The 14,018-nt window shown below is 71.8% G+C and carries 12 protein-coding genes; 7 read left to right on the top strand and 5 right to left on the bottom strand.

Annotated features, from left to right (window positions below; all coding sequences use genetic code 11):
- Nucleotides 1-1,066 (bottom strand): flavin monoamine oxidase family protein (locus ACWEMY_RS25535; protein ID WP_452392050.1); only part of this gene is annotated, 1,066 nt, incomplete at its 3' end.
- Nucleotides 1,067-1,178: 112 nt separating this feature from the next.
- Here ACWEMY_RS25535 and ACWEMY_RS25530 point away from each other — a divergent pair.
- Together ACWEMY_RS25530 and ACWEMY_RS25525 are read left to right on the top strand one after the other, a co-directional pair.
- Nucleotides 1,179-1,817, top strand: a complete 639-nt coding sequence (locus tag ACWEMY_RS25530) for a TetR/AcrR family transcriptional regulator (RefSeq protein ID WP_452392049.1) — start codon at nucleotides 1,179-1,181, stop codon at nucleotides 1,815-1,817.
- A 105-nt stretch (nucleotides 1,818-1,922) separates the two neighbouring features.
- The gene (locus tag ACWEMY_RS25525; protein WP_452392048.1) at nucleotides 1,923-3,248 is read left to right on the top strand and encodes a flavin monoamine oxidase family protein; all 1,326 of its coding nucleotides are present in this window, start codon (nucleotides 1,923-1,925) and stop codon (nucleotides 3,246-3,248) included.
- 2 nt (nucleotides 3,249-3,250) lie between these two features.
- On the opposite strand, the gene ACWEMY_RS25520 is transcribed toward ACWEMY_RS25525, so the two are convergent.
- On the bottom strand, nucleotides 3,251-4,567 hold the full coding sequence (locus ACWEMY_RS25520) for an oxygenase MpaB family protein (RefSeq protein WP_452392047.1): 1,317 nt from the start codon (nucleotides 4,565-4,567) through the stop codon (nucleotides 3,251-3,253).
- A 93-nt stretch (nucleotides 4,568-4,660) separates the two neighbouring features.
- On the opposite strand from ACWEMY_RS25520, the gene ACWEMY_RS25515 reads away from it, so the two are divergent.
- The 3 genes from ACWEMY_RS25515 (at nucleotide 4,661) to ACWEMY_RS25505 (ending at nucleotide 8,034) form a co-directional block, all read left to right on the top strand.
- Complete coding sequence (locus tag ACWEMY_RS25515; RefSeq protein WP_452392054.1) at nucleotides 4,661-5,230, top strand: TetR/AcrR family transcriptional regulator; 570 nt, start codon at nucleotides 4,661-4,663, stop codon at nucleotides 5,228-5,230.
- Nucleotides 5,231-5,314: 84 nt separating this feature from the next.
- Nucleotides 5,315-6,640 carry a hypothetical protein gene (locus ACWEMY_RS25510; protein WP_452392046.1) on the top strand — a complete coding sequence of 442 codons (1,326 nt, stop codon included), beginning with the start codon at nucleotides 5,315-5,317 and terminating at the stop codon, nucleotides 6,638-6,640.
- Nucleotides 6,637-8,034 carry an outer membrane protein assembly factor BamB family protein gene (locus ACWEMY_RS25505; protein ID WP_452392045.1) on the top strand — a complete coding sequence of 466 codons (1,398 nt, stop codon included), beginning with the start codon at nucleotides 6,637-6,639 and terminating at the stop codon, nucleotides 8,032-8,034. Before ACWEMY_RS25510 ends, ACWEMY_RS25505 begins: the two co-directional genes overlap by 4 nt.
- A 40-nt stretch (nucleotides 8,035-8,074) precedes the next feature.
- On the opposite strand, the gene ACWEMY_RS25500 is transcribed toward ACWEMY_RS25505, so the two are convergent.
- Together ACWEMY_RS25500 and ACWEMY_RS25495 are read right to left on the bottom strand one after the other, a co-directional pair.
- Nucleotides 8,075-9,676, bottom strand: a complete 1,602-nt coding sequence (locus ACWEMY_RS25500; protein WP_452392044.1) for a GMC family oxidoreductase — start codon at nucleotides 9,674-9,676, stop codon at nucleotides 8,075-8,077.
- Nucleotides 9,677-9,691: 15 nt separating this feature from the next.
- The gene (locus ACWEMY_RS25495; RefSeq protein ID WP_452392053.1) at nucleotides 9,692-11,359 is read right to left on the bottom strand and encodes an aldehyde dehydrogenase family protein; all 1,668 of its coding nucleotides are present in this window, start codon (nucleotides 11,357-11,359) and stop codon (nucleotides 9,692-9,694) included.
- A 213-nt stretch (nucleotides 11,360-11,572) separates the two neighbouring features.
- Here ACWEMY_RS25495 and ACWEMY_RS25490 point away from each other — a divergent pair, with 213 nt between their 5' ends.
- A complete protein-coding gene (locus ACWEMY_RS25490; RefSeq protein WP_452392043.1) occupies nucleotides 11,573-12,766 on the top strand; it encodes a PucR family transcriptional regulator in 1,194 nt (397 codons plus the stop codon).
- An 18-nt stretch (nucleotides 12,767-12,784) separates the two neighbouring features.
- Here ACWEMY_RS25490 and ACWEMY_RS25485 read toward each other — a convergent pair whose 3' ends face one another.
- Nucleotides 12,785-13,435, bottom strand: coding sequence for a cyclase family protein (locus ACWEMY_RS25485; protein WP_452392042.1), 651 nt, complete (start codon nucleotides 13,433-13,435; stop codon nucleotides 12,785-12,787).
- A gap of 86 nt (nucleotides 13,436-13,521) precedes the next feature.
- Here ACWEMY_RS25485 and ACWEMY_RS25480 point away from each other — a divergent pair, with 86 nt between their 5' ends.
- Nucleotides 13,522-14,013, top strand: coding sequence for a DinB family protein (locus tag ACWEMY_RS25480; protein WP_452392052.1), 492 nt, complete (start codon nucleotides 13,522-13,524; stop codon nucleotides 14,011-14,013).
- Nucleotides 14,014-14,018: the final 5 nt, after the last annotated feature.

The raw sequence follows: 14,018 nt of genomic DNA, 5'->3' as shown, positions 1-14,018 counted from the left end.
GCTCGGGCACGCTCAGGAGCGCGACGCCGCGGGCGTGCGCGCCTTCGAAGAAGCCGACGAGCACGCCGCAGGACCCGTCCGGCGGCGAGTTGTCGAGGGTGACGCTCAGCGCGCCGTCGAGGTCGAAGGCGAAACCGCTCAGGCCGGAGGTGCGCCAGAACGGGGTGGGGTAGGCGACCTGAACCTTGATCACCGATCCCATCGGCATCTGCTGGGTGAGGCCGTCGCGGGCGGCGGGCAGCGCGGGCGTGTAGCGCAGCCGTCCGGCCAGCGTGGGCGGGATCGCGACGACCACGTGTCCGGCGGTGAGCGTGCCGTCCGGCCAGGACACGCGAACGCCGGTGTCGTCGTGGGTGATCGAGTGCACCGGAGCGTCGAGGACGAGTTCCCCGGCGTCGAGTTCGGCGGCGAGGCGCTCGCAGATCTGATGGGTACCGCCGACCACGCGCAGCTCCTGTGCCCCGCCGGAGACGCCGACGAGCACGTCGATCAGGCCACCGGACTTGATGTAGAACAGGAAGTGCAGCAGCGACATCTCGGCGGGTTCGGCGGAGAACAACGCCGGGATCACCGCGCCCCAGAACGCCAGCGCCTCGGCGTCGGTGGTGTTCGCCCGCAACCACTCGTCGACGGTGCGGCGGTCGAGTTCGGTCGCCCGCGGCGAGGTCCACGGGGCCGACAGCGACACCGTCGCGGCCAGCGCCTCCAGCTCGGCCTGCAACCGGCCCACCTCCATGGCCGCCGCGTCGGACAGGCCGAAGGTGGCGTCGCCGTAGCGGGTGACGGTGCCGCGGTAGCGGGTCAACGCGTCGCCCGCGTCGTAGGTGGCGAAGGTCGGCAAGCCGAGTTCGGCGACGAGGGCGAGGACCGCGGTCTGGGTGGGCCCGATCCACTGCCCGCCCAGTTCCACCGGGATACCGTTCGACAGTGTGCCGCCGAACGTGCGCCCGGCGACCCGGTCGCGCGCTTCCAGCACCCGGACCGAACGGCCCGCGCGCCGCAGCTCCCTGGCGGCGGTCAGACCGGCCAGCCCCGCTCCCACCACGACGACATCGACATCGGTCATTGTCGGCACCTTCCTACGAACTCAGTCATACGTATGACTGTAAGATAGGTCACTCCGGCAGGGTGTGCAACAGTTGTGGCGACATCGTGCGCCGTGGACATGAGGAGATCGGGTGGTTTACGTCAGGGCTTCCGAGCGCGAGGAGCAGATCGTCGCGGCGGCCGTCACCGTGCTCAGCGAGGTGGGCGTGCCCGCGACCACCCTGCGCGCGGTCGCCGCGCGGGCGGGCGTCCCCCTCGGCACGTTGCAGTACGTGTTCCCCAGCAAGGACAAGCTGCTGCGCGCGGTGATCACCCGGCTCATCGACGACATCGCCGCGGCGCTGAAGGGACAGGGTGTCCTCGACAGAGGGGTCGAGCACGCGCTGCGCCACGGGGTCACCGGATTCTGGGAACGCCTGGTGGACAACCATGCCGGCCTGCAGATCATGCAGTACGAGCTGATGACGTATTCGCTGCGCAGCGAGTCCGACGGCAGCCTGGCGCGGTTGCAGTACGAGCGCTACACCGCCGCCGTCACCGAGTTCTGCGAACAGGCCGCGCTGGCCGCGGGCGAACGCTGCGCCGTCGGCTTCGAGACCATCGGCCGCCTGGCGCTGGCCCAGATCGACGGGCTGATCCTGCAGTACGCGGCCAACCCCGATCCCGACCGCGCCCGGCGCGATCTGGAGCAGGCCATCGAGATGCTCGTCCTGTTCGCCGACCCGCAGCCGGTCGCCCGCCGCGCCCGCCCGCGCACCCCGGCGGAATAACTCCGCGACAGCTCCCCTCTTGCGGCGCCTGCCACACTCGACCTATCGTGACTCATACAGCCGTATGACTTATCGGCCCCCGATTCGCCGCTGGAGTGTTACGAGATGACGCAGCAGAATTCCCACCCGCAGGTCGTCGTGGTCGGCGCGGGCATGGCCGGGCTGGTCGCGGCCCGCGCACTGCACCGCCGGGGTGTCGACGTGGTCGTGCTCGAGGCCGCGTCGCGGCCCGGCGGACGCGTGCTGGCCGAGACCACCGTGCTGGGTTCCCGGGTGGATCTCGGCGGGCAGTGGATCGGCCACGGACACCACCGCTTCGCCGCCCTGGCCGCCGACCTCGGCACCACCGTCTATCCGATGCGCACGCCCAAGGTGCCCGCCGTCCTCGACGGCACCACACCGGTGGCCACTGTCGGGCCGACCGCGGTCACGGCCACCGCGGTTCTCGCGGTCTGGGAGATCGCGTCACGGCTGGGTGTCCCCGGATCGTGGAAGTCCCAGACCGTGCGGGAGTGGCTCGAGCGCGTGCCGGGACGGCGGACGCGACGGCTGCTGGAGGTCGCCACGGCCGTGGCCACCACCGCCGATCTCGACCGGCTCTCGATACACGGCATGCTCGAGATGGTCCGCTTCCAGGGCGGGCTGCGCGGAATGCTGACCACCAGCGGCGGCGCGCAGGACAGCCTGATCGTGGAGGGCGCGGGCACGCTGGCCGAACGGCTGGCCGCCGAACTCGGTGACCGGGTGGTGCTCGACAGCCCGGTGACCGCGCTGCGTCGCGACGCGAGCGGCGTGAAGGTCGAGTCGGCGTCCGGGACCTGTCGCGCGGCGCGGGTGATAGTCACCGTGCCGCCGCCGACGGCCGCGCGCATCGAGCACCACCCGGCCCTGCCGGACACCCGCATCCGCTTGCAGGACTACACCTTTATGGGGTCGGTGTACAAGGCAATCGCCGTCTACGACCGCCCGTTCTGGCGCGAGCGCGCCGAGGCCGAACTGATGACGCTCACCGAGCCGGGCATCGCGTTCTTCGACACCTCCTCCCCCGGCGGCCCCGGCCACCTGTGTGTTCTCATCGGCGGTGCCGACGCGCACTCGCTCGACGACCTCACCCCCGAGGACCGCCGCGCCCGGATCCTGGGCACGGTGGCCGGACGGCTCGGCCCCGAGATCCTGACGCCGCGCGGCTGGTACGAGAAGTCCTGGCACCGCGACCCAGACGCGGGCGGCGGCTACACGGTCCTGCCCGAACCGGGCCACACCGACGGCCATTTCCCGCTTCCCGCAGCGCCTTCGGGCACTGTGCACTGGGCGGGCGCGGAAACCGCGAGCGAGCACGCCGGATACATCGAGGGCGCCATCGAATCCGGGGACCGGGTCGCGCGCGAGGTCCTCGCCGCGCTCGCCACGGCGGAGCCCGCCGGGCACTGACGCTACGGCGAGGCGGGATACTGCTCGCCGTCGGTGGTGAATTCCGGATTCCCGTACTCCGCGAGGCGTTTGCGCAGGACCCGGTTGGTGTAGGCGTCCACCACACGGCGCAGTCCCGGCCGGTTCTCAGCCATAGAGACGGCCAGGAAGCGGCCGAGGACGAACGGCGCGGTCAGCGCGATCCGGATCGCGTCACCGGCACCGAACTCCACGCTCATCTCCGCCGCGGCCTTGCGGTTTCCCCCGCAGAAGCCGAGGAAGAACACTCGGCTCCAGCTGCGTTCCACCGCGTCGGCGACGCGGTCGACGGGACCGCGCCCGGGGCGCAGGTAGGCCGACATGGTGGAGCGGACCAGTTCGCCGCAGGTCGCGTCGTCGAAGCCGTCGCGCAGCAGGGCGGCGCGGCCGTGGAAGACCTCGAGGATGCCGGTGACCGTCGTGGGCAGCAGTTCCTCCGGCAGGCCCAGCAGGAAACACCGGTAGCGGCTGAACTCGAGGATCGCGCGGTCGCGCCGGGAGAACTCGGTGCGGCCGCGCCGGGTGGCGAGCGTGGCCAGCAGGTACATGTTGATCAGCCCGGCGGGCATCTGGTCGACCTGCGGCACGGGAATGCCGTAGACCGCCGAATCCCAGTGTCGCGACCGGACGAGCGCGTTGTAGCGGACCATCGAATGCATCAGCCGCACCATGGCGGCCGCCTCGAAGCCGGGACCGTGCCGGTGCAGTGCGTGCTCGACGGTGGTGACCGCGAAGAAGCTCGCGGTCTCGTGGACCCGGCGGGCGGCGCGGCGGCCTGACAGCGCACCGGTCAGCGTCATCGGCAGGGCCGCATAGGTATTGAGGAAGGTCGCGAGGAAGGCACCGCGGATCAGGAACGGCGAGAGGAAGGCGGCGGCCGTGCGCGAGTACCGGGCGCCCTCTTCCACCAGGGCCATGTCCACCCACGCCGGGGTGTCCTCCATGGCGGCGAGGAACGCGCGCAACTCCTCGGGCGCCTCCGGCACCGCGTCGAGGCCCGAGCGGCACGCGCGCAGGAGCATGTCGATCAGGCCGCGCACGCCGTAGCGGTCCACCAGCGCGGCATAGGGATCGGCGACGGCGTCGCCGAGCATCGTCGCGGTGCGCATGAGTTCGACGACGCGCTCGTCGCGCAGCAGTGGGGCGCGGTCGGCGACCCAGGTCGGCAGCATCGCCTTGTCCCGGGGGTCGTCGGTGAAGCGGTACGGCGTGCGGTCGAAGTCGATCGTGCCGTAGAGGCGGGGTTGGCGTTCGCGCTGGCTGCGGACCCGCTCGGCGAGTTCCGGGTAGTGCGTGGTCATCGGGATCCTTAACTTTCACCTTGTCAGTTCGAGACTGACAGGTTGTCAGTTAGGGTGTCAAGGGTGACGACCTCGCCCGGTGCCCGCAGACGGATGAGCGCCTCGGACCGGCGCGAGCAGATCCTCGACACCACCCACGGAATCGTCACCGCGGAGGGCTTCCACGCGGCCACGCCCAACCGGATCGCGGCCGCGGCCGGGGTCACCCGTCCGGTGCTCTACCAGCAGTTCGGCGATCTCGCGGGGCTGTTCGTCGCCCTGATCGACCGCGAACAGCAGCGCGCGGGGCGGCAGTTCGCCGAGGCGGTCGCCCAGCACACCGATCCGCGCGAGACCGACCGTTTCGTCAACGCCTTCACCGCGATGCTGCACGCCGTGGACGCCCATCCCGACACCTGGCGCCTGTTCCTGTTCCCGCCGGAAGGCGCGCCGCCCGAGCTGTATCAGCGCCTGGCGGAGTCCCAGCGGTTCGTCCAGCAGTTCTTCCACACCGAACTGCTGCGCACCTTCCCCGGACTGCCCGATCCCGAGTACACCGCGCGCATCATCCACGCCGCGGTGCGCGAGCTGCTCCAGTTGCGTCTCAGCGATCCCGCCGAGGCGACCGTCGAGCGGCTCGGCTCCCTCATCCGGCGGATCCGGGCCCGCGTCATCGGCGACTGAGCGATGCCGATCGCCCGGTTGCTAGCATGACCCGGCCCGCGGCGGGGTCGACCCCGGGCGGACACCCGAGGGAAGGGGATCGCGGTGCGGGACGAGGTTCGACGCGACGACGCGACGCCGTCGAGTGCGGTGACCGCCTGGACGGTCGGGCTGCTGTGCGTGTCCGTGGTGGCGTGCGGGGTGATCGCCGGTGGGCTGCTGCACGAGACCGAGCCGGAGCTGACGACCGCGCCGCCCACGAGTACCCGGGTCCCCTCCTCACCCGTGCACACGCCGATCTATCGGACACCCGAGGTCGTCTATCCGGTGGCGATCCCCGGCTGCGATCAGGTCGAACCGGCCGCGGACGGCGGGCTGACGGGCTGGGTGGCCACCTCCGAGTCCAGCTACGACGATCCGGATTACCCCTGGTTGTCCGGACCGAAGGCGGGCGCGATGTCGGCGGCGGCCCGCGCGGCGTTGCCCGCGGCGGTCACGGTGGACTGGGCCTCGGTCGACCGGTCGCTGGTGTTCCAGCCCATCCTCGGGGAGCCGGACGACCCGTTCGGTGGCGTCACCCGTGCCACCGCGTCCGTGCACCGGGGCGAGCGGGCCGGGTCGCTGGCGCTGTCGGTGCGTGCCGACGGGTGGCCGCTCCCGCCGTGCCGCGCGGGCGCGCTCGACGAGCGACGGACCCTGCCGGAGGTCACCGTCGACCTGCACGACACCTGGTCGGAGACCGACGGTGTGCGCACCCTGTCCCGCAGCGCCACCGCCTATTTCGCCGACGGCGGCACGGTGAACGCCTACGCCACCGATGCCGGTGACCACGACGCGCGGCCCACGGGGACGGTGCCGTTCGAGCGTGACGAGCTGGTCGCGCTCGTGACCGCGCCGGGCCTGCGGGCGAGCACGCCGGTGCCGCCGGGGACCCCGACACCGCCCGAATCGTGTGGGTTCCCCGGCGACGATTCCGACCCGGTATCCGAGGCGGAGGCGCGCAGGCTCGGTGCCGTCCTGGCCGCGGTCCCGCTCGACGGCCATGTTCTCGACCGGCCGCTCACCGACCTGCGCCCGCGTGGTTACGGTGACGGCGGGGTGTGCCAGGTCGTCCGGGTGGACACGGGCGAGCCGAGTTCCCGGCTGACCGTGTCGATCAGCCGGGGTGAGCCCGCGCAGGTGCCCGACACCCGTGACGGCACCACCGTCCGTACGCTGCCCGACGGGTCGGTCGTGGAGACCCACGAGAGCGCCTACACCACCTGGCCGACCACCGGTTCGCGGTCCGAGAACTCGCGGACGGTGACCGTCACCCGGCCGTCCGGCACGCGGATCCGGCTGAGTTCCACCGCCGCCGACCCCGCGCAGCCACTCCCCTTCGACCAGCTCGAGGCGATCGCGCTGACGCCCGGATTGGAGGTCGCCTCGTGAGGCTCGCACCCGGAGTCCGGGGTCTCGTGCTGGCCGCCGTGGCCGCGGTGGTGACCAGTGCGGGCGCGGCCGCGGTCCTGCTGACCCCGCCCGACTCGTTGCGCAAGATCACCGGAACCGACGCTGCCGCACCGGGTCTGGCGTGGTCACTCGACGCCGCCGCGCTGTCGGGCCGCTCGTTCGCCGAGTTCCGCTCGCCGGTCGACGCCACCGGGATCAATCTGGGCAGCGCGGGTTTCCTCACGGTGGGTGACACGCTGGTCACCGTGATCGGGGTCTCCACCGACGACTCGGTCGCCCTGCGTGACGCGGTCATGTACGGCATCGACGCCGTCACCGGGCAGGTCAGCTGGCAGGCACCGGCCGACGGGCTCGGTGGGTGCGCGGCGGTCCCGCTCGACGGTGAACTCGTCTGCTTCGCCGACTCGACGAGCGGCCCGGGCGATCTGATCGGCTACGACCTCGCCGACGGCACCGTGACGCGCAGCGCGGTCCCGTGGCAGCCGTTCGCGCTCGCGGTCGCCGGTGATCGGCTCTTCGTCGCCGAGGGCGATGTCGAATCCGACGATGTGCGTGTCCATTCCGGCACGCGCGCCGACCCCGACGGCCGCTGGACCCGTGCGTTCGCCCTGGGCACCGCCTGGGAGGATCTCGGCGACGCGCTCGATGTGACGCACGGTCAGGGCCTGCTCGCCCTCGGCGCCGACCTCGCCGGCTTCGACCTCGACACCGGTGCCCCCACCTGGACGGCCCGCCTCGAGGGGTGTTCGCGCGTCACCACCACCACTCCCGCGCTGGTGGAGCGCATCCGGACCCGCTGCGACGGTTACCAGGTCAGCGGTGTCGACCTGCTCGACCGCACCGGACGTACGTTGGTGGCCACCGACCACGGCGCCCCGCACAGCCTCGTCGTCGACGCGCCCACCGACGACACCATCCCGGTCCTGATCGCCGACACCGCCTACGACCGCCGCGACGGCACAATCCGCTGGACCAACCCCGATCTGCTGTACACGGCCACCGACCACGAGGACACCCCCACCGAATACGGCACCGCCGTCGCCGTCCTCGGCGACCTCGCCGTCCTGTCCGACCCGCGCACCGCGACGACCTCCGGCCTGGACCTGCGCACCGGCGAAACCCGCTGGCGCGTCCCCACCGACCGCCAGGGCACCGTCGCCCTCCGCGACGGCGACGACATCGTCTTCACCGACGCCCAGGGCCTGTGGTCCGTCGACGCCCACACCGGAAAAACCCACTGGGACATCCCCTTCCGCGCCGTGAACCCCGACCCGGACGCCTTCTCCGCCCCCAGCGCCGTCGCGGCCACCGGCACCGACCACCTCACCCTGGCCACCGCCCGCACGATGATCGGCCTACGCCCCTTCGACTGACCGACACGACCTGCTCGCAGGCCGACCGGTGCGGGGTCGGTCAGCGGTTGGCGGCGAGGATGGTGTCGGCGGCCTTCTCGCCGATGACGACTGATGGGGCGTGGGTGTGGCCGCGGATGATGGTGGGCATGATCGAGGCGTCGGCGATGCGGAGGTTGTCGACGCCGCGGACGCGGAGGTCGGGAGTGACGACGCTGGCGGGGTCGTTGCCCATGCGGCAGGTGCTGACCGGGTGGTAGAGGGTGTGGGCGTGCCAGGTCAGGGCCTCTTCGAGGGTTTCGTCGAGGGTGGGCTGTTCGCGTTTGGGCTGGAGGAAGCCGCCCAGTTGCGGGCCCAGGGGTGCGGTGGTGGCGATGCGGTGGGCGATACGCAGGCCCGCGAGCAGGGCGGTGCGGTCGGCGCCGTCGGGGTCGGACAGGTAGTTCGGGTCGACGATCGCCTTGGCCAGCGGGTCGGCGGAGCCGAGGGTGACGGTGCCGCGGCTGCGGGGGCGCAGCAGGATCGGGCCGAGGGCCACACCGTGACCGGGGGCGACACCGATGCCCTCGTCGTAGAACGGCGCGGGGCCGAAGATGATCTCCAGGTCCGGCAATTCGAGGTCGGGGCGGCTGCGGACGAAACCGTAGGCCTCGCCGACATTGGAGGTGAGCATGCCGCGGCGGCGCACCAGGTAGTCGACCAGCTGGCGGGGCTTCTCGGCGTCGAAGAGGGTGTCGGCGCCGGTCGCGAAGCCGAGCAGGCTGACCAGGTGGTCGGTGAGATTGCGGCCGACTTCGGGCAGGTGGTGCCGGACGGTGATCCCGTGGGCGCGCAACTGCGCTTCGTCGCCGATGCCCGAGAGCTGGAGTAGTTGCGGGGTGTTGATCGCACCACCGCAGAGCACGACCTCCTTGCGCGCCCGCACGGTGTGGGTCGCGCCCTCGCTGCGGTATTCGACGCCGACCGCGCGGGTGCCCTCGAACAGCACCCGGGTGACCTGGGCGCCGGTGCGCACGGTCAGGTTGGCGCGTTTGCGGGCGGGTTTCAGGTAGGCGTCGGCCGTGCTCCAGCGCGCGCCGCGCCGCTGGGTGACCATGGTCTGGCAGAACCCTTCCGGCTGCGCGGTGTTGGCGGGTTCCTGTTTGAAACCGGCCTGTTCGGCGGCGGCGAGGAAGTCGGCCGTCATGGCCCGGGGGCTGCGCTGGCGGGAGATGTGCAGCGGCCCGCCGCGACCGTGTTCGGGTTCGGTGGCGCCTTCGACGGATTCGATCCGCGTGAAGTACTCGGCGACCTTCGCGTAGCTCCAGTCCGGTCCGGCCAGCCTGCCCCATTCGTCGTAGTCGGCCGCGTAACCGCGCACCCACATCATGGCGTTCATCGACGACGAACCACCCAGGAGCTTGCCGCGCGGATAGAAGACGCGCCGGTTGCCGAGCGCGGGCTGCTCGGTGGTGAGATAGGCCCAGTCGCACTCGGTTTGGAACAGTTTGGAGAACGCCGCCGGGATGTGGGCGAAGCTGTTGGTGTCGGCCGGTCCGGCCTCCAGGGCGACGACCTGGTTGCCGGACTGCTCGCTGAGCCGGGCGGCGACGACCGCCCCGGCCGAGCCGGTCCCCACGACGACGTAGTCGGCCGTCGTCTCGGACGTGGACGCGGAATTCATCGAAGGCTCCATGGGTCAGCCGCGCAGGGCGGAGGCGAAGATCGCGGGCAGGCGGGACCAGCGCGGGTCGACGGCGAAATCGGTGAGCCGCCGTCCGGTGGTGCCCGCGGTCCGGTTGGTGACGAACCACGGCGGCTTCGGCGACAGCGCCCACTCACCGTGCAGCACCGAGCGCGGCGCCGGGCGGAACGGGCCGCGCACGACGGTGCGTTCGATCTTGTCGATCAGCCAGGCGTTGTGGACCACGCCGATGCCGCTCTGCACGTCGTCGAGGGTGTGACCGGGGAAGGCGCCCCAGCTCGCGGTCGGGGTGAGGTAGCCGACGGCGGTCCAGGCGTTGATCGCGACGGTGCCGTAGCGAAGGTCAGCGACGATCTCGTCGAATTCCAGGCCGAGCGCGGCGATGGTGTCGGGATGCGCGACGAGATTGACGCCGAGCGTGCCGACGAAATCGGTATTGGCGGCAGCGACGGCGGCGCGGGCGAAATCAGCACCGCTGCCGGGGATCTCGACGACACCGAGGACCGGGGCGAAGTACTCGCGCGAGAGCAGCACCTCGTCGGGCGCCGCGCTCAGGCCGGTCACCAGGGTGCGGTTGCCGTCGGGGCCGAGCCGTTCGGCGCCGGGGTAGGTGGCGCGCGCGTCGGCGGTGCGGTCGGCGCTGCCCGGGTAGTAGGCGGGTCTGCCGGGCGCCCGGTCGTAGGCCGTGCGCAGGGCTTCCAGGAAGCGGGCCTTCTGCGGCCAGTCGGCGGCGAGGATCACCGCCTGGGCGGCGACGCAGTTGTAGCCGCCGTTGTGCAGGCGCTGGGTGGCGATGTGTTCGGCCTGGTAGGTCAGGTCGGCCTCGCTCCAGGTGCCGGGCAGCACGATCGTCGGTGACACGCCACCGAGTTCGCTGCTGATCGGGGTGTTCAGCAGCGGGGTGCCCGCCTGCTTGCGGGCGGCGCCCTCCGGGCCGGTGCCCCAGACGATCGCGTCGTGGGTGGCGGCGCTGCCGGTCATGTGGACGTGGGCGACCGACGGATGGTTGACCAGGTAGGCGCCGACCGCGGGGCCGCCGGTGAGCACGCGCAGCACGTCGGCCTCGATCAGCGGCGCGAGCACCTTCTCCAGCACCGGGCGCAGGGCATCGGTGACCGGGTTGAGTTTGAGCGCGACCACCCGGTTGTGCGCGATCAGTTCGTAGACCGTGTCCAGCGGGGCGATGGAGGTGATGTTGCCCGCGCCGAGCACGGCGCCGATTCCGCCGGTGTGCGACGGGTCCCGTTGCGCCAGGCCGGCTTCCGCCTTCGCCGCGGCGCTGCTGACCCCGCGGCGCAACCACACCTCGGCGCGGAAACCGCTGAGCAGCAGTTCGTCGTACAGGCTCGTGGGCAGCACCTGCACGGTGACCCGGTCACCCGCCTGCCCGAAGGTCGCGTCCGCGAGCGGGCTGGTGCCCGCGTCCAGCGCGCGCAGGGTGTCGGCGAGCACGCGCAGGGCGGCGGCCAGCGCGTACGGGCCCGACATCCACTCCTCGCCCACCAGGCTCGAGGACGGATCGATGCCCTTGATGGCCGCGGCGGTGTCGACCCATTCCCGGGCGTGGCGACCGGTGAGTTCGCGGGCACGGTCGAGCAGCGCGGCCCGCTCCGCCAGCGATCGCCGTGCCCACGCACGCTCCCCCGCGGCGAGCTCGGTCATCGCGGCATCGACCGTCGCCTCGGCCACCTGTTCTGTCTGCACTGCGCCCCACTTCCGCTGACGGGAACCCGGCCCTCGGGCTCCTTCCTCCGTAGTGTGACTGTGCTCACGATCAAACGACATGTGTGCCGGTCGCCGATCGACAGCGATGTTTTGTGCGCGCGCACAAACTCGGTGTGGTCCGCGCCACTCATGACGGTTAACCTTGTCGACATGACCACGCACGCTCCGCCCGTCACCTCGCCGCTGGCCGCCCAGCTCACCGGCGCGATCGAGGAGCTGACCGACGAGCTGGTCCGGCGCATCGTCGCCACCGACCCCTCCTACGCCGATACCGGTCTGCTGACCGAAGAGCAGTTGCACTCCACCTGCCACAACAACCTCTGCGCCATTCTCGGCGCGCTGGCCGGAACCCATCCGCTGCTGTTGCAGTCGGCGCGTGACGCCGGGCGGCTCAAAGCCGAGCAGGCGATTCCGGTGGCGGCGCTGCTGCACGCCTACCGGCTCGGCGGCCGGTTGATCTGGGAGGAGCTCACCGCCCGCTCGGCGGGGCCCGGCGATGTGCGGCTGCACGCCCTGGCCACGCAGCTGTGGGAGGTGATCGACCTGTATTCCGATGCCGCGGTGGAGTCCTATCGCGACACCGAGATGCTGCTGGCCCGCGCCGACGCGCAGGCACAGAGCCGGTTGATCCGCACCCTGTTCGACGATCACTCGCGCAGCCCCGGCCGCGTGCTGGATGTGCTGCGCAGTCTCGGCCTGCCCGAGCACGGCACGTTCTGTGTGGTCGCCATCGATGCCGATCCGACGACGGTGTCACCGGCCACACTCGGTAATGCCTTGCGCGAGTACGGGGTTCGCTCGGTGTGGGATGTGCGGATGGACGCGGTGATCGGGCTGGTGACGGCGCCGGCTCCGGCCACGATCGACCGGGCGGGCCAACGGCTGGCCGCGCTCGTCGCCGACCGGGTCGGGCTGAGTACGTCGTTCGGCTCACCGCACGCCATCGCCGCAGCGGTGACCGAGGCGCGGCAGGCGTGTCATTCCGTGCCGCCGGGCATGGGCGGGGTGGTGCGCTACGGCGAGGAGCCGGTGGCGCATCTGCTGGTCACCGTGCCCGATGCCGCGCGCCGGGCCGCCACCCAGATCCTCGGCCCGGTCCTGACCCTGCCCGCCGCCGAACGCGCCGATCTCGTCGCGGTGCTCGATGCCTGGTACCGGCACGGTGGTTCGGCGGTCGCGGTGGCCGATGCCCTGCACTGCCATCGCAATACGGTGCGCTACCGGCTGCGCAAGATCCGGGATCTCACCGGCCGCGACACGACCGACCCCCGACAGTCGGCCGAACTGTATCTGGCCTTGCGGGCGTATCTGCTGGTCGATTCCGCGCAGACCGCCGCGTCCTGACCTGGACCCGGCTGCCCGTCAAGGGTTTCCGACGCGCGCCACCGCGCGGACCGGTGCGCCGTCGGCGCCGGTGAGCGGCAGCGGGAACAGTGTCACCTCGATCGGTTCCCCGGTGAGTTGCGCGTCCAGCAGCTGGTCGAGGCCGGTGAGGTTCTCGGCGATCACCGCGTGGGCGCCGCACAGGATCCGGTGGGCGGGCAGGGAGTGGGCGTCGGGTGCGTCGATGCTCGGTGCGTCGATGCCGATCGTCCGGATTCCCGCCGCCACCAGTGCTTCCGCGGCGGCAGGCGTCAGGTGGGGGTGGAGGTGATAGGCATCGGTCCCCCAGTGCGCGGACCAGCCGGTGGCGATCAGGACGACCGCACCCGGGCGCAGCGGCCGGTCGAAGTACTCCGGGCCGAGGGCGCCGTGCGGCCCGGCGGATCGCACGTCGACGACGAGGGCGGGACCGGTGAAACGGTGCAGCGGTAGCTCGTCGAGGGTGGGCAGGTCGTCGCCGAGATGCGCGGGCGCGTCGACATGGGTTCCGGTCTGCGACCCGAGGTGCACGCGCAGCACGTTCACCCCGTCGGTCGCCACGCGCAGCGCCGGTTCCAGCAGGACTTCCGGATCGCCCGGGTAGACGGGCATTCCGGTGTGGATCGGCACGGTCAGGTCGATCAGGCGCACAGCGGGAGCATACGCAGGTCATCGTGGCGGAGCGGTCGTGTCGGACCCCGGTGGCAGCATCGCTGTCCGTGACGACCGAACGACCGATGCCGCCCCTGAACGCCGACGAGCGCACCACCTTGGAATCGTGGCTCGACTTCTACCGCGCCACCTTGGCACTCAAGTGCGAGGGCCTCGACGACGCGCAACTGCGCACCGCCGCCGTGGCACCCTCGTCCCTGACCCTGCTCGGCCTGCTCCAGCACATGGCCGAGGTCGAACGGAACTGGTTCCGCCGGGTCCTCGCCGGCGAGGCCGCCCCGCCCATCCACGACCCGGACGCCGACACCGACGGGCACGACGGCGGATTCGCGGTCACCGAGCAGTCCACCGGCGCCGCCGCGCTGGCCACCTGGCGGGCCGAGATCGACCACGGCCGTCGCAACTGCGCCACCCGCGAACTGGCCGACACCAGCCCCTTCCTGGACAGCCGGGTCACGCTCCGGTGGATCTACACGCACATGATCGCGGAGTACGCCCGCCACTGCGGTCACGCCGATCTGCTCCGGGAACGGATCGACGGGGTGACGGGCGTCTAGCCGCG

The sequence above is a fragment of the Nocardia sp. NPDC004415 genome (genome assembly GCF_053602435.1).
This window is presented reverse-complemented; position numbering and strand designations above follow the sequence as displayed.

Coding starts and splice junctions, on each gene's coding strand:
- ACWEMY_RS25495 (WP_452392053.1), bottom strand. CDS start 11,359: ATGACCGAGCTCGCCGCGGGGGAGCGTGCGTGGGCACGGCGATCGCTG.
- ACWEMY_RS25525 (WP_452392048.1), top strand. CDS start 1,923: ATGACGCAGCAGAATTCCCACCCGCAGGTCGTCGTGGTCGGCGCGGGC.
- ACWEMY_RS25500 (WP_452392044.1), bottom strand. CDS start 9,676: ATGAATTCCGCGTCCACGTCCGAGACGACGGCCGACTACGTCGTCGTG.
- ACWEMY_RS25515 (WP_452392054.1), top strand. CDS start 4,661: ATGAGCGCCTCGGACCGGCGCGAGCAGATCCTCGACACCACCCACGGA.
- ACWEMY_RS25480 (WP_452392052.1), top strand. CDS start 13,522: ATGCCGCCCCTGAACGCCGACGAGCGCACCACCTTGGAATCGTGGCTC.
- ACWEMY_RS25490 (WP_452392043.1), top strand. CDS start 11,573: ATGACCACGCACGCTCCGCCCGTCACCTCGCCGCTGGCCGCCCAGCTC.
- ACWEMY_RS25520 (WP_452392047.1), bottom strand. CDS start 4,567: ATGACCACGCACTACCCGGAACTCGCCGAGCGGGTCCGCAGCCAGCGC.